A 22,975-nucleotide genomic window follows, 5' to 3' on the forward strand; every position below is an offset into this window, starting at 1 on the left:
TGTGTTCGGGAAGCGTCGTCGATTCCCTCGGTTCGCCGTTGAACCTGATCCTGCGGGGTACTGCTGACTGATCTGTCGTCCCGAACGCATGTTCTGTTACCACCCGGTCGGGGGTCTTTTCGGGCCGGAAAGGTTGCTGTTCGGTTGCGATTTCCGATGTCCGGTTTGCGGCCTGTGCCGGGATCGATGGGTCGGCGGTGTGTGAATGCCGCGGCCCCCGAAGCATTTCGGCTGTTCGGGCCGGTCGGTCCGGTGAAACTCGGGGGCCGCTCCGCCCGGTGTGTCGGCGGCCGTCTGTCGGTGCGGTGATGTTTACTCGGTGCGGTCAACCAGATGTTCGAGTGACGAGTGAAAGCGGAGGAGAAATGGCACTGCCCACGATGACCGCCGAACAACGCACCGAGGCGTTGGCCAAAGCGGCCGCGGTTCGCAAGGCGCGCTCGGAACTGATCGGGAAGGTCAAGGCCGGCAAGGTCTCCGTCGCGGACCTGCTCGCGAAGGCGGATTCCGACGATCTGGTCAAGAAGACGAAGGTGGCCGCCGTCATCAAGGCGTTGCCCGGCGTCGGACCGGTCAAGGCGGCCAAGCTGATGGACCAGGCGGAGATCCCCGAAGACCGTCGCATCGGGGGCCTGGGCGCCCGGCAGCGGGCCGCGCTGCTCGAGGCGTTGAAGGTCTGAGTCGCCCGCGCCGCCCGGCCCGGCGGGGAATGCGGGCCGGGCGCGCCCGGATCAGGCGGTCCGGGTACCGGCGGAGACGCTGCGCAGCCGGTGCGCGCCGCTGTAGACGTTCATCGTCTCGCCGCGCAGGAAGCCCACCAATGTCAGTCCGGCCTCCTCGGCCAGATCGACCGCCAGCGAGCTCGGCGCCGAGACCGCGCCCAGGATCGGGATCCCGGCCATCACCGCCTTCTGCACCAGCTCGAACGAGGCGCGGCCGCTGACGATCAACACCAGCTCGTGCGCCGGGACCCGGTTCTCCCGCAGCGCCCAGCCGATCACCTTGTCCACCGCGTTGTGCCTGCCGATGTCCTCGCGCACCGCCAACGGGGTGCCGTCGACGGTGAACAGCCCCGCCGCATGCAGCCCGCCGGTCGCCTGGAACACCGACTGCCTGGCCCGCAAGGTCGCCGGCAGGTCAGCCAGTACGTCCGCGGCGAGGGTCACGCCGTGCGCGGGCAGCGGGAACCGGGTGACCGCCCGTACCTCGTCCAGCGCGGTCTTGCCGCACAGCCCGCACGCCCCGGTGGTCAGCACGTGCCGGGTGCGCACCGGCACCGGGCGGCGCAGTTCGACGTCGAGCACATTGTAGGTGTTGCGGCCCTGCTCGTCGGTGCCCGCGCAGTAGCGGGCCGAGACCACGTCCTCGGCGGCGCCGATCATGTTCTCGCTCAGCAGGAATCCGTGGACCAGGTCGATGTCGTTGCCCGGGGTGCGCATGGTGACGGTGAGCGATTGCCCGCCGATGCGGATCTCCAGCGGTTCCTCCACCGCCAGGGTGTCCTGGCGGCGGATCTCGCCGGCGGGGGTCAGCCGCACCACCCGGCGGCGGGCGGTCACGCGCCCACTCACGCCGGTGCCTCCGCGTGCACGTGCGGTTCGAGCCGGATCGTGACGGCCTTGGAGACCGGGGTGTTGGAACGCTCGGCGACGTGGTCGAGCGGGACCAGCGGATTGGTCTCGGGGTAGTAGGCCGCCGCGTTGCCGCGGGGGGTGGAGTAGGCGACCAGGCGGAAGCCGCGCACGCGGCGCTCGACGCCGTCGGTCCATTCCGAGACCAGGTCGACCAGGTCGCCGTCGGTGAACCCGAATTCGGCGATGTCGGCGGGGTGCACCAGCACCACCTTGCGGCCGTTGTGGATACCGCGGTAGCGGTCGTCGAGACCGTAGATGGTGGTGTTGTACTGGTCGTGGCTGCGCAGGGTCTGCAGCACGAGCCTGCCCTCGGGCACCGGCACCCAGGTGAGGTCGTTGACGGCGAAGTTGGCTTTGCCGGTGCCGGTGCGGAACTCGCGCTGGTCGCGCGGTGGGTGGGGCAGCACGAAGCCGTTGCGCTGCCGGACCCGGACGTTGTAGTCGGCGCAGCCGGGCACGACCCGGGCGATCGCGTCGCGGATGGTGTCGTAGTCGTCACGGAACCGGGCCCACGGCACCGGGTGCTCGGGCCCGAACAGCGCCAGCGCCAGCTCGCACACGATCGCGACCTCGCTGCGCAGGTGCTCGCTCACCGGCCGCAACCGGCCGGTGGACAGGTGCACCATCGACATCGAGTCCTCCACCGACACCTGCTGGCGCACCCCGCCGCGGATGTCCTCGTCGGTGCGGCCCAGGGTCGGCAGGATCAACGCGGTGCGACCGTGCACGACATGGCTGCGGTTGAGCTTCGTCGACACCTGCACGGTGAGCGAGCAGCTGCGCAATGCCGCCTCGGTGACCTCGGTGTCGGGGGTGGCGGAGACGAAGTTGCCGCCCATGCCGACGAACACCTTGGCCCGGCCCGCGCGCATGGCGCGGATCGCTTCGACGGTGTCGTAGCCGTGCTTGCGCGGGCTGGTGATGGCGAACTCGCGGTCGAGGGCATCGAGGAATGACTCGGGCATCTTCTCCCAGATGCCCATCGTGCGGTCGCCCTGCACGTTGGAGTGCCCGCGCACCGGGCACAGGCCGGCGCCGGGCTTGCCGATCATGCCGCGCATCAGCAGCAGGTTGGTGGCCTCCTCGATGGTGGCGACGGCGTGCTTGTGCTGGGTCAACCCCATCGCCCAGCAGACGATCACGCGCTCGGCCTTGGCGAGCAGCCCGGCCGCGTGATGCAACTGTTCGTGGGTCAGGCCGGTCGCGGTCCGCACGGTGTCCAGATCGACCTGCCTGAGGTGCTTTTCGTAGGCGGCGAAAGCCGCGCAGTCGCGTTCGACGAACTCGCGGTCGACGACGGTGCCGGGCGCGTGGTCCTCGGCCTCGAGCAGCAGCCTGCCCAAGCCCTGGAACAACGCCATGTCGCCGCCGAGGCGGATCTGCAGGAAGTCGTCCGCCAGATCCACCCCCGTGGTCAGCCCGCGCACCGTCTGCGGGTCGCGGAAACCGAGCAGGCCGGTCTCGGGCAGCGGGTTCACCGCGACGATCCGCGCACCGTTGGCCTTCGCGCCGGCCAGCGCGCTGAGCATGCGCGGATGGTTGGTGCCCGGGTTCTGGCCCGCGACGATGATCAGGTCGGCCCGGGCGAAATCGTCGATGGTGACCGAGCCCTTGCCGATGCCGATCGACCCGATCAACGCCGTGCCGGACGACTCGTGGCACATGTTGCTGCAATCGGGCAGGTTGTTCGTGCCGAAACTACGCACCAGCAGCTGGTAGAGGAAAGCGGTCTCGTTGGCGGTGCGGCCGGAGGTGTAGAAGACGGCTTCGTCGGGGGAGTCCAGCGCGCGCAGCTCCGCGGCGATCAGGCGGTATGCCTCGTCCCAGCCGATCGGCTCGTAATGCGTGCCGCCGGGGCGCAGCACCATCGGGTGGGTGAGCCTGCCCTGCTGACCCAGCCAGTACCCGGACTTCCCGGCCAGCTCGGCGACCGGATGCGCGGCGAAGAACTCCGGGGTGACGGTCCGCAGCGTCGCCTCCTCGGCCACCGCCTTGGCGCCGTTCTCGCAGAACTCCGCGGGCCTGCGATGCCCACTCGGCTCCGGCCAGGCACACCCCGGACAGTCGAAGCCGTGCGCCTGGTTCACCCGGGTCAAGGTGCGCGCCGTACGTAGCACACCCATCTCCTCCACCGAGCGCTTGAGCGCCACGGCGACCGCGGTGACACCCGCGGCCTGCTCCTTCGGCGGCGAGACGGTCAGCGCGGACTCGTCGATGTCCTCGGTCGGCCCCTTACGATGCATGCGTTCATTGTCCTCTCCGGACGGGTGGGACTCGCGGTGATCCCACCCGATGCATCGTAAACAGACCGGCCGGTCGCACTCAGTAGCGGCGCGGGAACGCCGCCAGCGGCCGGGTGGCGGGCCGGTGCGTGAGGATCTTCTGGCCGATGCGCAGCCGCCAGCCCGGCGGCAGCTCCACCGGCGAGGAACCGACCCGGGTCCACTGGTCGCTGCCCGGACCGGCGAGGAAGGTGCCCGCCGGGGTGCCGGCATCGCGCACCAGCACCCGTCCGCCGTCGAGGGTGACGTGGGCGTGTACCCGGGAGACGTGCCGGTCCCGCGGCAGCGTGAGCGGCGCCGCCAGCCCGTTGCGCACGGCCTCGTCGCCGGACGGGTTGCGTCCGACCACGTACGCGCGGTCCAGCGGGTAGATGACGTCTTCGAAGATCAGCGCCCCGGGCGGCTCGGCCGCGCTCTGCGGACGCAGCGGAACCACCCGGCCCCACCGGTCGGGCTGCGGGGCGAACGGCGCGGGGCGGGCCGGCTCCTCGACCTCCGACCAGGCCAGCGGCATCACCTTCGTGGCGGGCTTCGGCGCGTCCTCGGGCCGGTCGGTGTCCTCGGACAGGGCGTCGAAGCCCGCGGGCGCGGTGGCGGGCAGGTCGGCGGTGCTGGGGTTGTCCGGTGCCGACGGCTCGGGACCGGGACGATCGCCGGGACCGAGGAAGACGGTGGGGCCCGGTTCGCCCGGTCCGGCCGCACCCGGGCCGCCGGGCACCGGTGGGGTCACACCCGCCGGGGTACCGGTCACGTGCTTCTCGGTCGCGGCAGGCGTCGGTCGGTCCGCCGTGGTCGCCTGCCCGGTCGTGGGTCGCTGGGCGGATCCGGTGTTCCCCGCCGCTCCGGGCAGGGCGGGCTGCGCCTGGGTGCGGGCTGCGGTGGGAGCGGGGTAGCGGGTCCGGGTCGCCTCGGACGAGGTCGGCGTGGGACGGTCCGGGACCGGCGCGGGACGGGGTCCGGCGCCCGCGGTCGAATCGGCGGTGCCGCCCGGGGTGTTCGTCCGTTCCGCCGTGCCGGGCGTACCCGCTGCCGCGGTGGGCCCGGACGACGGCGCCGAGGGGGAATCGGCCTGCGCTACGTCGGCGGGGCGCGTCCCGGAGCCGGGGGCATCCGTGGTCAGGGCGGGGGTGGGGCGGGTCGCGTGGCCCGGTCGGTCTGGATGGGTCGATCCCTGACCGAGGGGGACGGCGTGGGGTGGTCCGTCCGGTGCCGGGGCGGTCGGGGGCGTGGTTCCGGTGGTGATGTCGGGGCGGCTCGTGGCGGCAGGTCGTTCACCGAGGGCGGTGTCACGGGGTGCTGCGGCCGTGTCCGGGGCGGTCCCGAGCGTGCCACCGGTGGGGTTGTCGGACCCGGTTGCGGCGGGCGTGCGGTGATCGTCGGCGGTGTCGGCGGTTCGTCCGCCCGTGCTCGCGCTGCTTGGGCTCGGGCTGGGACTGGTGCTGCCCGCGCTGGTGGCTGTGCCCGTGCCGGTGCTGCCCGCGCTCGTGCTGCTGGTGTTCGTGCTCGTGCCGGCGCCGTTGTCGTCGGAGGTGCCGGGGCTGGTACCGGCAGCATTGCCGCCGTTGCCGTTGCCGTTGCCTGCTTCGGTGCCGTTGCCGTTGCCGTTGCCGTTGCCGTTGCCGGCGTCGGTGTCGTTGCCTGCGTCGTTGCCGTCGTTGCCGCCGTTGCCGCCGTTGCCGTCGTTGCCGTCGTTGCCGTCGTTGCCGTTGCCGGCGGCGGTGCCGTTGTCGGTGTGCGCGGCGGCGCTGGTGTCGGTAGTGGCGCGCGCGCCCGAGTCCCCGCCGGTACCGGAGAGGTTTGTTCCGGCGGTGGACGTAGCCGCGGTGCTCATGCCAGAGGCGGGCGGGGTGGTCGCTTCGGGTTCGGCGGGGGTCGTGGGGCTTGCGCCCCGTGCGGATCCGGCGGTGGCGGGGAGACGCGGTGTTGCGGTGGAGCGTCCGTCGCGGGAATCCGCGGGGGTTCCGTCCGAGGTGGCCGGGGTTTCGGCGGTGGGTGCGGGGCTGACGGGCGCGGGGGAGTTCGGTCCGGGGTCACCCGCCGCGGGAACGGCCGCGGAGCCCACGCGCTCGAAGCCGGAGACACCCGGGCGTAGTGCCGCGGCGCGCCAGTTCGCCGATGCGCCCGGTCGCCGGACCGGCAAGCCGGGCGCCCCGGCGATTCCACTCGCCCGATCACCGGTGGAGACCGCCCCGGCTGCCACGGGGCGGCCGGTGGCGGGCGAATCCGGGCGGGGGAGTGCGGGGGCGGCGCCGGGCGCGGAAGTCGCAGCGCCCGACGCCGGGGTGACCGGGTCGGTCCGGCGAACGCCGACGCGCAGTTCGAAGGCGGCACCGGGGACGATGCCCGCGCGGAGGTCGGTGTGCGGGTGCACGGCGGGCCAGGCGCCGGTGTCCCGCCCGACGAGGATGCGGCGGACGGGTTCGCGCACGATCTCGTCCACCCAGGTGAACGCGCGCGCACCGGAGAGGTCGCGGGCGCCCTCGGCGCCGTGGATCCGGGCGCGGACCGGGCCGCGGAGCAGGATGACGGTGCCGTCCTCGGTGGGGGCGACCACGCCGAACGCCGGGGGCTCGGCGCCGCCGCCGAACACGACACCGGCCAGCCGCCTGGCGATGGCCGCGCCCGGATGCGCGCCATCGGATTCGGCCTCGACGGCATCGAGAATCCGCTCGCCCGAATCGCTTTCGGCGAGGTAGACCAGCGCCGCGCCGAAGCGTGCGATCAGTCCCTCACCCGGTGCGATGCCTACCGTCGACGGGCTCTTACCCACCCGGCAACCTCCTTCTCCGCGCGCCAACGGCGTCCAGGATAGAGACTTTCGCGCACTCCGGCCGCCCGTCGGCCGAGATCGGTCATACCGGACCGGGATCAGCGTGCGAGGACCGGTCTCGCGACGAATTCTCCGACCGCACAAGCTGTTTCCGGCACCGGATGCGCGTATCCGATGGTGCCGGGACCGAACCAGGTTGTGTCACCGACCACTTCGCCTGCGTGAAGGTAAGCGAACATACCTGCGCGTTCCCGGTCGGTGGGTGGGCAACCCCGAGGGGACCGGTGGCTTTCCCCGGCGACGGCGCGTGCGGCGGTCGGGTGTCAGCCCCCTGGACAGGGGTTTCCCCGAGTCGTGGCTGTCGGCCCGCGGCCGGGCTGGTGCGGGTGGCCGCGAGCGCGAGGTTCACACTGAGTGCGTGGTGTCTATCAGAGCGGCCGTCGAGGCCGACCTTTGCGTTCTCCAGGACATCGAACGGGCGGCCGGGAAACCGTTCGCCGACGTGGGCATGACGGAAGTCGCCGAGGACGAACCACCCACTCTCGCGACCCTGCGCGAATATCTGGCGGAGGATCGGGCCTGGGTGTGCGTCGACGCGAGCGACCGCCCGATCGGCTACCTGGTGCTCGACCTCGTCGACGGCAACGCCCACATCGACCAGGTGTCGGTGCACCCCGACCACAGCGGCCACCGGCTCGGCAAGCAGCTGATCGACCATGCCGTCGCATGGGCCCGCGACCACGGGCTGCCCGCCGTCACCCTGACCACCTTCGTCGATGTGCCGTGGAACGGTCCCTACTACGCCCGGCTCGGCTTCCGCGCACTCACCCCGGAGACCGAGACGCCCGGCCTGCGCGCCCTCCGCGCCGCCGAGGCCGCGCACGGCCTGGACCGCTGGCCGCGCCAATGCATGCGCGCCGACGTCGCCACCTGGACCTTCGGCTGAGCGGCCGGAGGTGGTAGCCCCCGTCGCCTACCCCTCGAATGCCGCGGTGGCGGCCGCCAGGGCGGCGGCGCGGTCGGCGGCGACCAGGCCGATGCGGGTGCGGCGGTCCAGCAGGTCGTCGGGGGTGAGGGCGGCCTCGTGGCTGCGGGCGAAGGCGAACTCGGCGGCGGTGACGTCGAGGCCGGGGGCGACCGGCTCGCGCAGCGCGGGGTCGCGCTCGCCGAGGGCGAGGATCTGCGGCGCCTCGCTGCCGTAACGGTCGACGAGCAGCGGCGGCGCGGCGATGCGGTCGCGCGCCGCGCCGGCCACCGCGCCGACCAACGGCAGGGTGTGGGTGCGGCAGGGCCCGGCGGGGAGCCGGTATGCCCGCACCGCGGCGTCGACCACGTCCTGTGCCATCCGCCGATAGGTGGTGAGCTTGCCGCCGACGATGGTGAACACCCCCGACGGCGAGTGCAGGACGGCGTGCTCGCGCGAGATGTCGGCGGTGTTGCCGTCGCCGGTGCGCAGCAGCGGGCGCAGGCCCGCGTAGCGGCCGCGGATGTCGGCGCGGGTGAGGGGTTCGCGCAGGGCGGGGTTGACGGTGTCGAGCAGGAAGTCGACCTCGGCGTCGGTGGGCTGCGGTTCGTCGGGCACCGGTCCGGGCGCGTCCTCGTCGGTGAGTCCGAGGTAGACGCGGTTGTGCGCGGCGGGGAAGGCGAAGACGAAGCGGCCCACGCTGCCGGGCACGGGCACCGTCAGTGAGGCGGACAGGCCGGCGAAGGCCTCGGCCGCGAAGACGAGGTGGGTGCCGCGGCTGGGACGCAGGGAGATGCTCGGGTCGAGTTGATCCGCCCAGACGCCGGTCGCGTTGATCACGGCCTTCGCGGAGACGGTGAGGGTTTCGTCGGTCAGGGTGTCGCGCAGGACGGCCGAGTCACCGGTGATCGCCTCGGCCGCCACCCGGGTGAGGACCAGCGCGCCGTGCGCGGCCGCGGTCCTGGCCAGCGCGACGACCAGGCGCGCGTCGTCGACCAGCTGCCCGTCCCAGGCCTGCAGGCCGCCGCGCAGCCCGGCGCGCCGCACGGTGGGGCCAGCCGCAGGGCCTCGGCGGCGGCCACCCGGCGGGCGCGCGGCAGGGTCGAGGCGGGTGTGCCCGCGCTGCGGCGCAGTGCGTCGCCGGCGAGGAAGCCCGCGCGGATCAGCGCCTGTTGGGCGCGGCCGATCCCGGGCAGCAACGGCACCAGCTGCGGTAGCGGACGCACCAGGTGGGGGGCGACGGTGCCGAGCAGGATGCCGCGCTCGATCGCGCTCTCCCGCGCGATGCCGACCCGGCCGCCGGCCAGATACCGCAGTCCGCCGTGCACGAGTTTGGAACTCCACCGGCTCGTGCCCCACGCCAGGTCGTGCCGCTCCACCAGCACGGTCCGCAGTCCGCGCGAGGCGGCGTCGAGTGCCGCGCCCGCACCGGTCACGCCGCCGCCGACCACCAGCACGTCGACCGTGCCGAGATCGCCGAGCTGGTGCAGCTCCCGCGTCCTGCGCGCGGCGTCGAGCGCCGAATTCCCGTATCGATCTGGGTGGTTGGTCATCGCACTGCCTCTCCGGCGGCGCTACCGCGCACGCCTGCTCGCTGGGGGAGCCGCGACCGCGACCCGCCGGTGCACCCGGTCATGAATCCGCCCCGTCCGGCGCGAGGTAGCCCTCGATCGCGCGCCCGAGTTCGGCGTCGAGCCGATCGGCGGGGAGCAGTCCGGCCACGGTGCCCGCCGACTGCACGGCCGACTGGGCGATGAGCAGCAGCATCGCCGCCAGCTGCACGGGCTCGCCCGGGCGGATCGACCCGTCCGCCTGGCCCGCCCTGATACCCGCCGCGAACAGGTCGATCAGGGCGCGCTGGTTGCGGCCGAGCCTGCCGAAGACGTAGGTGAGCATCAGGTCGGTGTCGGTGCGGAAGATCTTGGCGAACAAGGGATTCTCGCGGATGCGAGCCGCGCCCGTGACCACCGAGCCGACCAGGCGCGCCCGACCGTCGCCGGCGACGGGGGTGGTGGCGTCGAGGATCTCGCGCAGTTCGCGCACCAGCAGTTCGGCGACCAGCGAGCCGGTGTCGGGCCAGCGCCGGTACACGGTCGGCCTGCTGACGCCCGCGCGGCGCGCGACCTCGGTGAGGGTGGTGCGGCGCACGCCGAACTCCGCCACGCAGGCGCGGGCGGCGTCGAAGATCGCCGCGTCGATGGGCGAGAGCTCAGTGGGCGAGAGCACAGTGGGCGAGCGATCGGGGTCGGGGTCGGGCACGGAATTCACCACCGGAAGATTACTGCTTGACATTCTATGTAAGACTGTAACGCATGGCTGAGACGCAGGACACCGGCGCGGACCGCATTCTCCCGGCGAATTCCGGCACGCCCGAGCGGGCGACGAGTATGGTGTGGGATGCCTGGGGCGATCCGGCCGGGCGTCAGCCCCTGTCGGATCAGATCCGTGGCCTGCTGAAGCAGGTGTTCGGAGTGTCGGGTGAGGCGGTGGCGCGCCGCGATGAGGGTGACGTGCCACTGCGCCCGTCGGCGTTGACACCGCACCAGCGGGACGGCTTGGCGGCGGTGGTCGGGGCCGACGGGATCAGCACCGACCACCGCGACCGGCTCCGGCATGCCGGCGGCAAGAGCACCCTCGATCTGCTGCGCCGCCGCGCCGATGAACCCCAGGACGCTCCCGACGCCGTCGTCTTCCCCGCCGACCACGACGCGGTGCTCGCGGTGCTCGCCCACTGCGCCGAGCACGGCATCGCCGTGGTGCCCTTCGGTGGCGGCACCAGCGTGGTGGGCGGCGTCGATCCGGTGCGCGGCCGTTTCCCCGTCGTCGTCGCCCTCGACCTGCGTCGCCTCGACGCGCTGCTCGACGTCGATCCGGTCAGCGGTACCGCGACCTTCGGCGCCGGTGTCACCGGGCCCCGCGCGGAAGAACTGCTTGCCGCGCACGGACTCTCGCTCGGGCACTTCCCGCAGAGTTTCGAGTTCGCCAGCATCGGCGGATTCGCCGCCACCCGCTCCTCCGGCCAGGCCTCCGCGGGCTACGGCCGCTTCGACGACATGGTCCAGCGTCTGCGGATCGCCACCCCGAGCGGGCCGCTCGAGCTCGGCCGCGCGCCCGCCTCGGCCGCCGGACCCGACCTGCGCGAACTGTTCCTCGGCTCCGAGGGCACCCTCGGTGTGATCACCGAGGTGACCGTGCGGGTGCATCCACGGCCGGACAGCGTGGTGTACCGAGCCTGGTCGTTCCCCGACTTCGCCACCGGCGCGGCCGCACTGCGCGCGGTCGTGCAGGCGGGCGCGGCGCCGACGGTGCTGCGCCTGTCCGACGAGGCGGAGACGGGCCTGAATCTGGCCCGATCCCGCGACGTCGGCGGCGAACCCGTGCAGGGCTGCCTGGCGGTGACCACCTTCGAAGGCAGCGCCGCGCACACCGCGGCGCGCAGTGCCGAGGCCGACGCGGTGCTGCGCGCGGCGGGCGGGCGCGACCTGGGCCCCGACCCCGCCGCCCAATGGGAGCACGGCCGCTTCGCCGCACCCTACCTGCGCGACAGCCTGCTCGACGTCGGCGTGCTGTGCGAAACCCTGGAGACCGCGACCACCTGGTCGAACATCGCCGCGCTCAAGACCGCGGTCACCGCCGCGCTCACCGACTCGCTCGCCGGGCAGGGCACCCCGCCGCTGGTCATGTGCCACATCTCGCACACCTACCCGACCGGCGCGTCCCTCTACTTCACCGTCGTCGCCAAGCAACTCGACGACCCCATCGCCCAATGGCAGGCCGCCAAGACCGCCGCGGGCGAGGCGATCGTGGCCACGGGTGGCACCATCACCCATCACCACGCGGTCGGCACCGACCACCGGCCCTGGCTGCCCGACGAGATCGGGGAACTCGGTGTCCGGGTGCTGGCCGCGGTGAAACGGGAACTCGACCCCGCGGGCATCCTCAATCCTGGAAAACTGATCTGATGAGCGCCCGCGAAACCCCCGCCGTCCGTTCGGTGCTCGTGGTCGCCAACCGGCTCTCCGGGCAGGGCCGGGGGCACGACACCGCCGCGGCGGCCGTCGCCCGGCTCGCGGCGCGCGGGGTGGAGGTCACCGAGGTCCGCGCCGACTCCGCGGCCGAATCGGTGCGGCTGGTGCGCGACGCGCTCGCCGATCCGCAGGCCCGCCCGGGCGCGGTGGTCTGCGTCGGTGGCGACGGCCTGGTGTGTGTGCTGCTCGACGCGCTCGCGCACGCGGGCGTGCCGTTGGGTCTGGTGCCCAGCGGCACTGGCAACGATCTCGCCCGCGCGCTCGGCGTGCCCACCGACGACACCGCCGCGGCCGTCGATCTGCTGCTGCGCGGCCGCACGGCCGTGATGGACCTCGGACAGATCACCGCGCCCGGCGCCGCGCCCATGTGGTTCGCGACCGTGGCCGGTACCGGATTCGACGCGCGAGTGACCTTGCGCGCCAACCGGATGCGCTGGCCCCGGGGCCCGCTGCGCTACACCGTGGCGGCCCTGGCGGAGATCACCGGCGGCATCGGCTTGCCCTACCGCATCGAGCTGTCGGGCATCGCGCCCGGCGCGCTGGACAACCCCGCCGCCGACGGCGCCTTCGACACCGACGCGGTCATGGTCGCCGTCGGCAACACCCGGACCTACGGCGGCGGCATGCTCATCTGCCCCGACGCCGAATCCGACGACGGGCTGCTCGACGTCACCGTGGTGGGCGCGGTGTCGCGACTGGAGATGCTGCGCTTCCTGCCCGCGCTGTCGGCAGGCAAGCGGGTCGACCACCCCGCGGTGCGTCAGTACCGGGCCGCCGAGGTCACGCTGAGCTCACCGGGCGCGCCCGCCACCGCCGACGGCGAGCCGGCGGGCACCCTGCCGATCACGGCGCGGGCGGTACCGCGGGCGCTGACGGTGCTGGTGCCCTGAGCCGAACCACCTCCGGCCGCCGACCCGCTCAGGCGGTGGCCTCGCCGGCGGCCACGGACGGTGCGGCGTCCGCGTCGAATCGCACCTCCTGGACGCGGTTGATCGCGGCCCGGTCGACGATCACCACCGACGCGGCGACCGCGGGCGCGGCATCGGCCATCGCCGCGATCAGCTCGTCCCAGCGCCGGCAGTGCAGGGTGAAGAACAGCCCGTTGCTGCGCCTGCCGCGCGCGTACTGGCCGGCCCTGGCCACCGTCGGCGGCACGTCGATCATGACGACGTGCAGGTCACGGCCCGCGGCCGCGGTCCAGCGGGCGATCAACCGCCTGCTCCAGGCGAAGGTGCCGCAATCGTGGATGATCACCGGCCCGTCCGCGGTGCGCAGCGCGCGGCGGATGGCGGTGTAGTGGGCGAGGTGCACGACCGGCCGCCACAGCGGATAGGGCAGCATGCGCAGCCGCGGTGTCAGGCGGTTGCGGGCGTGCAGCGAGTCGAGCACGACCGAGCCGGCCGGGCCGCGCGGCGGTCGCCGGTGATCGGCGGTGGAGCCGAACAGTTTTCGCAGCGCCGTGCTCTTCCCCGCCCCTGGCACGCCGGAGAACACCACGGCGGCCCGGGGTGGGTAGCGCAGCGCGCGGATCGCATGGTCGCGCAGATCGTGCACGGCCGCGGGTGTGAGCACGCCCGATCCGGCGACCGAGGTCATCGGTGCGGGGGAGTGCAGGGGTAGAGCATCGAGCGGGGGGTTCACCTCTTCCAGACTCCAGGCCACCGCCCGGTTCGGCAACAGGGAAAACCCTGATTTCCGCTGTGACTCCACCTGTGCCAACGGGTTTCGCCCGCGTTCGGGCGAGTTCTTCGTCGCGGCAAGGTCTTCCGCGGTGTGAGCGGGGTCGCAGCCGGTCGCGCCGCGGTACCGAACGGACCGGCACGCACGGGTGTTTCCCCTGGTCGTGAGCAGGGCGCGGTTGTGCTCGGCCACAGTCGGGGCCCGGGGCGGCCTGGACGGATGACCAGGGTTTTCCAGCCCGCGGAACAGAAGCTGAGAATTGCTTGTGGATTCCGGATCCGGTCCCGGGGAGGCGGTAAGCTCTGGTCATAGGCGGAGTGTTCGGTGTCCCTCATCCACCGAAGGCTCCGCCTTCTTTTCTGCCCGGGTCTCCGCCCGGTTCGGGGCGCCCCGCCGATCGCGCGGACCACACCCGCGCGGAGGGGCCGGAGGGGGCCGATCGCGTCCGGCGCGGCCCGATAGGATCACGGAGTGACCAGCACAGCCCCTGACAACTCACGTAATCGTGCCGACGCCCTCCCCAAGAGCTGGGACCCCAGCGCGGTGGAGGCCGAGATGTACGAGCGCTGGGTATCGGCGGGCTACTTCACCGCCGACCCCGCCAGCGGCAAGCCGGCCTATTCGATCGTGCTGCCCCCGCCGAACGTCACCGGCACCCTGCACATGGGCCACGCGCTCGACCACACCCTGATGGACACCCTGGCCCGCCGCAAGCGCATGCAGGGCTACGAGGTGCTGTGGCTGCCGGGCATGGACCACGCGGGCATCGCCACCCAGACCGTGGTGGAGAAGCAGCTCGCCGTGGACGGCAAGACCAAGGAGGACTTCGGCCGCGAGCTGTTCGTCGAGAAGGTCTGGGACTGGAAGCGCGAATCCGGCGGCGCCATCCAGTGGCAGATGCGCGCGCTCGGCGACGGCGTCGACTGGAGCCGCGACCGCTTCACCATGGACGAGGGCCTCTCGCGCGCCGTGCAGACCATGTTCAAGCGGCTCTACGACGCGGGCCTGATCTACCGGGCCGAGCGACTGGTGAACTGGTCGCCGGAGCTGCGCACCGCGATCTCCGACATCGAGGTCAAGCACGAGGACGTCGAAGGCGAACTCGTCTCGCTGCGGTACGGCTCGCTCGACGACGACGAACCCCATGTCGTCGTGGCCACCACCCGCGTGGAGACGATGCTCGGCGACACCGCCGTCGCGGTGCACCCGGACGATCCCCGCTACCGGGACCTCATCGGCACCACCCTCGAGCACCCGATCACCGGGCGGCAGATCCCGATCGTCGCCGACGACTACGTCGATCCCGAATTCGGTTCCGGCGCGGTGAAGATCACCCCCGCCCACGATCCCAACGACTTCGAGATCGGCCTGCGACACAACCTGCCGATGCCGACGATCATGGACGAGCGCGGCCGGATCGCGAACACCGGCACCGAATTCGACGGCATGGACCGGTTCGAGGCCAGGGTGAAGGTGCGCGAGCGGCTGGCCAGGGAGGGCCGAGTCGTCGCCGAGAAGCGGCCCTACATCCACAGCGTCGGGCATTCCGAACGCACCGGCGAGCCGATCGAGCCGCGCCTGTCGATGCAGTGGTGGGTCAAGGTCGAGGCGCTGGCCAAGGCGGCGGGCGACGCGGTGCGCAACGGCCAGGTCGTCATCCACCCGGCCAGCCAGGAACCGCGCTGGTTCGAGTGGGTCGACAACATGCACGACTGGACCATCTCGCGCCAGCTGTGGTGGGGCCACCGCATCCCGATCTGGTACGGCCCCGACGGCGAGGTCGTGTGCCTCGGCCCCGGCGAGACACCGCCCGAGGGCTGGGTGCAGGACCCCGACGTCCTCGACACCTGGTTCTCCTCGGGCCTGTGGCCGTTCTCCACGATGGGCTGGCCCGATGCCACCCCCGAGCTGACCAAGTTCTATCCGACCAGCGTGCTGGTGACCGGCTACGACATCCTCTTCTTCTGGGTCGCCCGGATGATGATGTTCGGCATGTACGTCGCCGAGGACCCGGCGCTGACCGCGGGCAAGGACCCCGGCCAGGTGCAGGTGCCGTTCAAGGACATCTTCCTGCACGGCCTGATCCGCGACCAGCACGGCAAGAAGATGTCGAAGTCGCGCGGCAACGGCATCGACCCGCTGGACTGGATCCGCTCCTACGGCGCCGACGCGCTGCGCTTCACCCTCGCCCGCGGTGCCCAGCCCGGCGGTGACCTCTCCGTCGGCGAGCCGCACGCGCTCGCCTCGCGCAGCTTCGTCACCAAGCTGTTCAACGCCACCAAGTTCGCGCTGCTCAACGGCGCCGCACCGGGCGAGCTGCCGGACCGGGGCAGCCTCACCGACGCCGACCGCTGGATCCTGGACCGGCTCGACGAGGTGCTCGCCGAGGTCGACGCCGCCTTCGACGCCTACGAATTCGGCAAGGCCTGCGAGGCGCTCTACCACTTCGCTTGGGACGAGCTGTGCGACTGGTACCTGGAACTGGCCAAGGTGCAGTTCGCCGCCGACGGCGCGCGGGCCGAATCGACCAGGACCGTGCTCGGCACCGTGCTCGACGCGGTGCTGCGCCTGCTGCACCCGGTGATCCCGTTCGTCACCGAGTCGCTGTGGCAGGCGCTGACCGGCGGCGAATCCGTGGTGGTCGCGGCCTGGCCGACCGCGAGCGGCGTCACCCCCGATGCCGACGCGGCCCGCCGCATCGCCGACGCGCAGCGCCTGATCACCGAGATCCGGCGCTTCCGCAGCGACCAGGGACTGGCCGACAAGCAGAAGGTGGCCGCCAAGCTGATCGGCGTCGACAGCGCCGAGCTCGGCGCGCTCGCGCCCGCGATCGCCGCGCTGGCCCGCCTCACCGAGGCAGGCCCCGACTTCGCGGCCACCGCCTCGGTGGAGGTGCGGCTCAGCGGCGCCACCGTCACGGTGGAACTGGACACCTCCGGGTCGGTGGACCTCGAGGCCGAGCGCAAGCGCCTGGAGAAGGATCTGGCCGCCGCCCAGAAGGAACTGGCCACCACCGAGGGCAAGCTGGGCAACGAGGCCTTCCTCGCCAAGGCGCCGGAGCAGGTGGTCGACAAGATCAGGACCCGCCGCGACGTCGCCGCCGTCGAGGTGGCGCGCATCGGGGCGCGGCTGGCCGAACTGGGCGCCCGGTGAGCGAGGACAGCGCACCGGGTGCCAACCCGGAACCGGAGCGGCAGTACCGCGACGACGGCACCGGCGCCCGGCTGGGCTCCGGGCCGTCGCCGGTCGAGCTGGCCGAGATGGCGCTGGTGGAAGCCGAACTCGACCAGCGGTGGCCGGAGACCAAGATCGAGCCCTCGCTCACCCGGATCGCCACCCTGATGGACCTGCTCGGCTCGCCGCAGCAGGCCTACCCGGCCATCCACATCGCGGGCACCAACGGCAAGACCTCGGTGACCCGGATGATCGATGCCCTGCTCACCGCGCTGCACCGGCGCACGGGCCGCATCATCAGCCCGCATCTGCAGCTGGCCACCGAGCGCATCAGCATCGACAACGCGCCGATCAGCCCGGCCAAGTACGTGGAGACCTACCGGGAGATCCAGCCCTACGTCGAGATGATCGACCAGCAGTCGGCCGCCGTGGGCGGACCGGCGATGAGCAAGTTCGAGGTGCTCACCGGCATGGCCTACGCGGCCTTCGCCGAGGCGCCGGTCGATGTCGCGGTGGTGGAGACCGGGATGGGCGGCACCTGGGACGCGACCAATGTCATCGACGGGCAGGTCGCGGTCATCACCCCCATCGGCCTGGACCACACCGAGTATCTGGGGCCCGATCTGGCGAGCATCGCCGGGGAGAAGGCGGGCATCATCAAGCGCGCGCCGGAGAGCCTGGTGCCGCGCGACACCGTCGCGGTGATCGCCCAGCAGGAGCCCGAGGCGATGGAGGTGCTGCTGCGCCGCGCCGTCGAGGTCGACGCCGCCGTCGCCCGTGAGGGCGCCGAGTTCACGGTGCTGAGCAGGCGCATCGCCGTCGGCGGGCAGCAGTTGGAGCTGCAGGGCCTCGGCGGGGTCTACGACGAGATCTTCCTGCCGTTGCACGGTGAGCACCAGGCCCGCAACGCGGTGCTGGCGCTGGCCGCGGTGGAGGCGTTCTTCGGCGCGGGCGCGCAGCGGCAACTCGACGTCGAGGCGGTCCGCGCGGGCTTCGCCGCGGTCGCCAGCCCGGGGCGGATGGAGCGGATGCGCAGCGCGCCGAGCATCTTCGTCGACGCCGCGCACAATCCGGCGGGGGCGCGCGCCCTGGCCACCACCATCAGCACCGAGTTCGACTTCCGCAAGCTCGTCGGAGTGATCGCCGTGCTCGGCGACAAGGACGCGGCCGGGATCCTGGAGGCGCTGGAGCCGGTGTTCGACGAGATCGTGGTGACCACCAACGGCTCACCGCGCGCGCTCGAGATCGACGCGCTGGCCGACCTGGCCGTGCAGCGGTTCGGCGACGAACGGGTCGTCACCGCCCAGACGTTGCCGGACGCGCTGGAAACCGCCATCGCGCTCGCCGAAGAGGTCGGTGAGAGCGGGGAGATGGTCTCCGGCGCCGGCGTGGTGGTCACCGGTTCGGTGGTCACCGCGGGGGCGGCTCGCGCGCTGTTCGGCAAGGACCCCGCGTGACGCGGCGAAAGGACACCCGATGAGTGAGGAACGCCCCGCGGACGTGCCCGCGCCGCCCGACCCGTGGAAGGGCCTGCGCGGCGTGATGGCGGGCACGCTGGTGCTCGAGTCGATCGTGGTGCTGCTCGCGCTGCCCGTGGTCGCCGACGTGGGCGGCGGCATCACCTGGTTCTCCGGCAGCTACCTGGTGATCCTGGCGCTGGCGATGATCCTCGGCGCCGGCTTGCAGGGCCGGTCCTGGGCGCTGGCGTTCAACCTCGGCCTGCAGGTGCTGGTGCTGCTCGGCGGGTTCATCCACCTCTCCATCCTCGTCATCGGGGTGGTATTCGTGCTGGTCTGGGCGTTCATCCTGATCCTGCGGCACGAGGTGAAGCGGCGGATGGACCGGGGGCTGCTGCCCAGTCAGCGGGTACGCCCCCAGGGCCGTTAGGCTGTGCGCCGTGACTGAGCAGACGTTGGTACTCATCAAGCCGGACGGCGTGTCGCGCGGCCTGGTCGGCGAGGTGCTGGCCCGGATCGAGCGCAAGGGCCTGAAGATCGCCGCCCTGGAGCTCAAGCAGGTGTCGGACGAGCTGGCGCGCGAGCATTACGCCGAGCACGCCGACAAGCCGTTCTTCGGCTCCTTGATCGAGTTCATCACCTCCGGCCCGGTCGTGGCGGCGGTGCTCGAGGGCCCGCGCGCGATCGCCGCCTTCCGTCAGCTCGCCGGCGGCACCGACCCGGTGGAGAAGGCCGCTCCCGGCAGCATCCGCGGCGACTTCGGCCTCGAGACCCAGTACAACCTGGTCCACGGCTCCGATTCGCCCGAGTCGGCCAAGCGTGAGATCGGTCTCTGGTTCCCGGAGTTCCCGGCCGCGTAGGGCCCGCATCGTCCGGTGGTGGCGGCGGGGATTTCCCCGCCGCCACCGTCGTCTCCGCGGCACGCCGGGGCACCCGGCAACTCCTGGGCATTCGCTCACCTGTGCGCCGATGGCGAGTTACCGGCGCGGTGTATGGGATACTGGCAGTGGTCCTCGTCGACACCGACTGTTCGCGCTGGTACGCGAAACGTGGGTGACGACGGTGACCGGATGACACCGCGGTTCGATGCCGATCATCGCTGCCACGGATGCTCACGCCCGGTTGCTGAGGGCGTGGGGGTTCGCGTCGGCACGCTGGATGAGCGCTCGTGCCGTGGAGTTCAGCCAACAGCCAGGCGCCGCGTGACCAGTTAGCCCGAACGACGAAGAACCAGGTGACAACCGGGCACGCGGGGCGAGACCACAGGACCTCGCGTCGACGACGTGAGGTGTTACAGACAGCGCCCCCGCGCCGGCCGCGTCACAGTCAACGGACTGGAACGCGCCCGGGGGCCCGAGGAGACTTCGTGGCCGATCAAGAGCCGCTGGAAACAACATCACAGGATGCCGATCAATTGCCGGAGCGAATCCGAGTTCACGCACTTGCCAAGCGGCTGGGAGTGACCAGCAAACGCATCCTCGCCAAACTCAGCGAGTTGGGCTCCGAGGCGCGCAGTGCGCAATCCAACGTCGATCGGGCGGTCGCCGAGACCGTGCGTGACGCCCTCGCCGCGGGCGACGCCGAGCCCGCGACCGCCACCGCGGCGCCCGCCCCGCCCCCGCAACCCGAACCCGAGCCGGAACCGGCCGCCCCCGCGCAACCGGGGCTGCTGTTCTCCGCACCCGATCCCCTGCAGACCAGCGCCCCCGCGCCGGCGGACCAGCCCGCCACCGCGCAGTTGTTCACCCATCCCGTCCGCGCCGAGGCGCCTGCCGAACCGGTGGTCTTCCAGCCGCCCGCCGAGGTGGCCGCACCGCTGTTCCTGCCGCCGGACGCCTCCGCCGCCGAGCAGCTGCGCCGCAAGCGCCGCGCCGAACGCGACGCCCGCAAGGCCGAGGCCGCGCCCGAGGACGAGGCCGACACCGCGACCACCGAGCCCGAGGCCGCCGAGGCCGACGAGCAGGACCGTGGCGAGCAGGACCGTGGCGAGCAGGGCGCCGACGCCGATCAGGGTGAGGGCGACGGCCAGCCGCGCAGGCGCAGGCGTGGTCGTCGTGGCCGCGGTCGTGGCCGCGGCGAGCAGCAGAACGACACCGACACCGACACCGACGGCGAGGACACCGACCACGCCGACTCGGACACCGAGGAGCGCGAGTCCGAGTCCGCGCAGGCCGAGGAATCCGCCGAGACCACCGACGCCGCCGCGACCGCGGACGCCGGCGAGGGCGAGGACACCGAGGAGTCCGAGGAGAACGGCGGACCCGAGGGTTCCACCCGCAGGCGGCGCCGTCGCCGCCGCCGCAAGGTCGGCGGGGACGGCGACGAGGCCCAGCCCGCCGACGACGATCCGCCGAACACCGTCGTGCACGAGCGCGAGCCGCGCAACAAGGCCCGCGGGCGCGCGAGCGTCGACGAGGTGCAGGGCATCACCGGCTCCACCCGGCTCGAGGCCAAGCGCCAGCGCCGCCGCGACGGCCGCGAGGCGGGCAGGCGGCGGCCGCCGATCCTGACCGAGTCGGAGTTCCTGGCCCGCCGCGAAGCGGTGGACCGGGTGATGGTGGTGCGCGAGAAGAACTTCCCGGACCACCCGAACATCACGCAGGTCGCGGTGCTCGAGGACAACATCCTCGTCGAGCACTTCGTCACCGACACCGGGCAGCCGTCCATGGTCGGCAACGTCTATCTCGGCAAGGTGCAGAACGTGCTGCCGAGCATGGAGGCGGCGTTCGTCGACATCGGTCGCGGCCGCAACGGCGTGCTGTACGCGGGCGAGGTGAACTGGGAGGCCGCCGGTCTCGGCGGCAAGGAACGCAAGATCGAGCAGGCGCTCAAGCCCGGCGATCAGGTGCTGGTACAGGTGTCCAAGGACCCGGTCGGGCACAAGGGCGCCCGGCTCACCACCCAGATCAGCCTGGCGGGCCGCTTCCTGGTGTACGTGCCGGGCGGCACCTCCACCGGGATCAGCCGCAAGCTGCCCGACACCGAGCGCAAGCGGCTCAAGGAGATCCTGCGCGAGATCGTCCCGCCCGACGCGGGCGTGATCATCCGCACCGCCTCCGAAGGCGTGAGCGAGGCCGAGCTGGCCCGCGACGTGGAGCGGTTGCAGAGCACCTGGCGCAGCATCCAGGAACAGGCCGACAAGGACGGCGGCGCGCCCAAGACCCTCTACGAGGAGCCCGACCTGCTGGTCAAGGTCATCCGCGACCTGTTCAACGAGGACTTCTCCCAGCTGGTCATCGAGGGCGAGCGGGCATGGACGACGGTGCAGAACTACATCCGCACCGTGGCCCCCGACCTGCTGGCGCGGGTCTCGCGGCACGAGAACAACGGCGTGGACGTCTTCGAGACCTACCGCATCGACGAGCAGCTGGCCAAGGCGCTCGACCGCAAGGTGTGGCTGCCCTCGGGCGGCACCCTGGTGATCGACCGCACCGAGGCGATGACCGTCATCGACGTCAACACCGGCAAGTTCACCGGCTCCGGTGGCAGCAATCTCGAGGAGACGGTCACCAGGAACAACCTGGAGGCGGCCGAGGAGATCGTGCGCCAGATGCGGCTGCGCGACATCGGCGGCATGATCGTCGTCGACTTCATCGACATGGTGCTCGAGTCCAACCGCGACCTGGTGCTGCGCAGGCTCACCGAGGCGCTCGGGCGCGACCGCACCCGCCACCAGGTCTCCGAGGTGACCTCGCTCGGCCTGGTGCAGATGACCCGGAAGAAGCTGGGCACCGGCCTGGTCGAGGCCTTCTCCACCACCTGTGAGCACTGCCACGGCCGCGGCATCATCGTGCACAACTACCCGGTGGAACCCGGCCAGGCCGAGGAGTCCGGCGGCCGCCGCGAGAGCGGTTCGCGCCGGCGCCGCGGGCGGGACAAGGGCGCCGCCGCGCCCGCCGCCAACGGCGCCGCGCCCACCGAGACCGTGGAGGACGCGGCCGTCAAGCGCGCCCATCCGGTCGCGCTGGCGATGGCCGCGCACCAGTCCGGCAGCGGCGAGCACGACGAGCCGGAGGCGCACCCCGAATCCGTGGGCGCCGCCGAGGAGTCGGTGGCCGATCAGGTCGCCGACGTGGCGGCCGGGCCGGACACCGACGCCGTCGCCCAGGACGAGGACATCGAGACCGTGGAGGTGCGGCCCTCGCGGTCGCGGCGCCGGGCCGGTCGAGCCCAGCGCGAGGCCGCCCGGCGGGAGGCGGCCGCCCAGCAGGCCGCGGACCGGCCGGACACCGCGCAGCCGGAGGATGCCGCCGAGCGGGCAGCCGCCGACGAGGAACGGGACGAGACCGGCGCCGCCACGCCGGAGGCGCTGGAGGAGCAGGCCGAGGCCGTGCTGACCCTGCCCACCGACGCGGGTGCGGTCGCGGTGACCGAGTCCGGCGCCGAGCCGGGGGTCGCCGAGCAGGTCCCGGTCACCGAGGAGGTCGCGGCTGCGGAGTCGGCGGTGGCCGAACTCGCCGGACAGGTCGAGCCCGGCCAGGTCGCCGACGAGGCGCCGGAGCCGGCCGCCGCCACACCCGCGCCGTCCGCCGAGTCGCAGTCGTCCGCCGACGTGCCCGCGTCCTCCGCCGAGGCCAACGGTGTCGCGCCGGAGCGGCCCGCGCGCCGCCGCCGGGTCGCGCGGTCGGCTGCCGCGCCCGCCGCGGACAGCAGCGCCGCGGTGTTCGTGGTGTCGGGCACCGAGCAGCCCGCCGCACCGGTGTTCGACGCCGACGAACCCGCACCGGTGGTGCTGCCGCGCGAGCGGCCCCGCCGCCGGGCAGTGGGCCGTCCCGCCGGGCCGCCCGCGGACGAAGCGAACTGAGCCGAGCCGGGGGAGCGGCGCGCACCGGCGCCGCTCCCGGCCGGGCGCCGGGGACCGAATTGGGTCGCACGGAACCCTTCTGGTAGCCTTGACCGGTCGCTGCCTGGCGATGCGCATCATGCTGACGCGCCCGAGATGCTTCCCGACAGAATTCCGGGACGGTATGAGCGGGAAGCAGGAGC

At 72.6% G+C, this 22,975-nt stretch carries 14 protein-coding genes and 1 pseudogene; 9 read left to right on the forward strand and 6 right to left on the reverse strand.

Annotated elements, in window-relative coordinates; translation table 11 throughout:
- Window positions 1-365 precede the first annotated feature (365 nt).
- Entirely contained in the window at window positions 366-680 is a 315-nt protein-coding gene (mihF, locus tag CRM89_RS29220; RefSeq protein WP_011207868.1) for an integration host factor, actinobacterial type, read from the forward strand.
- Between the two features lie 51 nt (window positions 681-731).
- Here mihF and fdhD read toward each other — a convergent pair whose 3' ends face one another.
- From fdhD to CRM89_RS29235, 3 genes are all read right to left on the reverse strand, one after another.
- Entirely contained in the window at window positions 732-1,571 is an 840-nt protein-coding gene (gene fdhD / locus CRM89_RS29225; protein ID WP_060592832.1) for a formate dehydrogenase accessory sulfurtransferase FdhD, read from the reverse strand.
- On the reverse strand, window positions 1,568-3,877 hold the full coding sequence (locus tag CRM89_RS29230; protein ID WP_098086817.1) for an FdhF/YdeP family oxidoreductase: 2,310 nt from the start codon (window positions 3,875-3,877) through the stop codon (window positions 1,568-1,570). The genes fdhD and CRM89_RS29230 overlap by 4 nt, the downstream gene beginning before the upstream one ends.
- Before the next feature lie 79 nt (window positions 3,878-3,956).
- On the reverse strand, window positions 3,957-6,686 hold the full coding sequence (locus CRM89_RS29235; protein WP_098086818.1) for an FHA domain-containing protein: 2,730 nt from the start codon (window positions 6,684-6,686) through the stop codon (window positions 3,957-3,959).
- Between the two features lie 418 nt (window positions 6,687-7,104).
- Here CRM89_RS29235 and CRM89_RS29240 point away from each other — a divergent pair, with 418 nt between their 5' ends.
- A complete protein-coding gene (locus CRM89_RS29240; protein ID WP_229434920.1) occupies window positions 7,105-7,632 on the forward strand; it encodes a GNAT family N-acetyltransferase in 528 nt (175 codons plus the stop codon).
- A 27-nt stretch (window positions 7,633-7,659) separates the two neighbouring features.
- Here the strand turns inward: CRM89_RS29240 and CRM89_RS29245 are convergent.
- Both CRM89_RS29245 and CRM89_RS29250 read right to left on the reverse strand, forming a co-directional pair.
- A pseudogene (locus CRM89_RS29245) lies at window positions 7,660-9,203 on the reverse strand (glycerol-3-phosphate dehydrogenase/oxidase).
- A gap of 79 nt (window positions 9,204-9,282) precedes the next feature.
- Entirely contained in the window at window positions 9,283-9,942 is a 660-nt protein-coding gene (locus tag CRM89_RS29250) for a TetR/AcrR family transcriptional regulator (RefSeq protein ID WP_228821979.1), read from the reverse strand.
- Between the two features lie 95 nt (window positions 9,943-10,037).
- Here CRM89_RS29250 and CRM89_RS29255 point away from each other — a divergent pair, with 95 nt between their 5' ends.
- On the forward strand, window positions 10,038-11,612 hold the full coding sequence (locus CRM89_RS29255; protein ID WP_098087173.1) for an FAD-binding oxidoreductase: 1,575 nt from the start codon (window positions 10,038-10,040) through the stop codon (window positions 11,610-11,612).
- Entirely contained in the window at window positions 11,612-12,568 is a 957-nt protein-coding gene (locus CRM89_RS29260) for a diacylglycerol kinase family protein (protein WP_060592826.1), read from the forward strand. Before CRM89_RS29255 ends, CRM89_RS29260 begins: the two co-directional genes overlap by 1 nt.
- 28 nt (window positions 12,569-12,596) lie before the next feature.
- On the opposite strand, the gene CRM89_RS29265 is transcribed toward CRM89_RS29260, so the two are convergent.
- Window positions 12,597-13,319, reverse strand: coding sequence for an AAA family ATPase (locus tag CRM89_RS29265; RefSeq protein WP_229434922.1), 723 nt, complete (start codon window positions 13,317-13,319; stop codon window positions 12,597-12,599).
- A 510-nt stretch (window positions 13,320-13,829) separates the two neighbouring features.
- On the opposite strand from CRM89_RS29265, the gene CRM89_RS29270 reads away from it, so the two are divergent.
- The 5 genes from CRM89_RS29270 (at window position 13,830) to CRM89_RS29290 (ending at window position 22,793) form a co-directional block, all read left to right on the forward strand.
- Window positions 13,830-16,511 (forward strand): valine--tRNA ligase, encoded by a 2,682-nt coding sequence (locus CRM89_RS29270; RefSeq protein ID WP_060592825.1) that lies wholly within the window; start codon window positions 13,830-13,832, stop codon window positions 16,509-16,511.
- A gap of 107 nt (window positions 16,512-16,618) precedes the next feature.
- Entirely contained in the window at window positions 16,619-17,989 is a 1,371-nt protein-coding gene (locus CRM89_RS29275) for a folylpolyglutamate synthase/dihydrofolate synthase family protein (RefSeq protein ID WP_060593478.1), read from the forward strand.
- Between the two features lie 19 nt (window positions 17,990-18,008).
- Window positions 18,009-18,419 carry a DUF4233 domain-containing protein gene (locus CRM89_RS29280; RefSeq protein WP_011207880.1) on the forward strand — a complete coding sequence of 137 codons (411 nt, stop codon included), beginning with the start codon at window positions 18,009-18,011 and terminating at the stop codon, window positions 18,417-18,419.
- Window positions 18,420-18,429: 10 nt separating this feature from the next.
- Window positions 18,430-18,849, forward strand: coding sequence for a nucleoside-diphosphate kinase (gene ndk, locus CRM89_RS29285; protein ID WP_060592824.1), 420 nt, complete (start codon window positions 18,430-18,432; stop codon window positions 18,847-18,849).
- 506 nt (window positions 18,850-19,355) lie between these two features.
- Window positions 19,356-22,793 (forward strand): translation initiation factor IF-2 N-terminal domain-containing protein, encoded by a 3,438-nt coding sequence (locus CRM89_RS29290; RefSeq protein WP_098086820.1) that lies wholly within the window; start codon window positions 19,356-19,358, stop codon window positions 22,791-22,793.
- Window positions 22,794-22,975: the final 182 nt, after the last annotated feature.

Source organism: Nocardia sp. FDAARGOS_372, assembly GCF_002554515.1.
Lineage (GTDB): Bacteria > Actinomycetota > Actinomycetes > Mycobacteriales > Mycobacteriaceae > Nocardia > Nocardia farcinica.

Excerpts from the sequence above, each read along its gene's own strand:
- CRM89_RS29255 (WP_098087173.1), top strand. The coding sequence starts at position 10,038 with ATGGTGTGGGATGCCTGGGGCGATCCGGCCGGGCGTCAGCCCCTGTCG.
- CRM89_RS29260 (WP_060592826.1), top strand. The coding sequence starts at position 11,612 with ATGAGCGCCCGCGAAACCCCCGCCGTCCGTTCGGTGCTCGTGGTCGCC.
- CRM89_RS29230 (WP_098086817.1), bottom strand. The coding sequence starts at position 3,877 with ATGCATCGTAAGGGGCCGACCGAGGACATCGACGAGTCCGCGCTGACC.
- CRM89_RS29280 (WP_011207880.1), top strand. The coding sequence starts at position 18,009 with ATGAGTGAGGAACGCCCCGCGGACGTGCCCGCGCCGCCCGACCCGTGG.
- mihF (WP_011207868.1), top strand. The coding sequence starts at position 366 with ATGGCACTGCCCACGATGACCGCCGAACAACGCACCGAGGCGTTGGCC.
- CRM89_RS29250 (WP_228821979.1), bottom strand. The coding sequence starts at position 9,942 with ATGTCAAGCAGTAATCTTCCGGTGGTGAATTCCGTGCCCGACCCCGAC.
- CRM89_RS29275 (WP_060593478.1), top strand. The coding sequence starts at position 16,619 with ATGGCGCTGGTGGAAGCCGAACTCGACCAGCGGTGGCCGGAGACCAAG.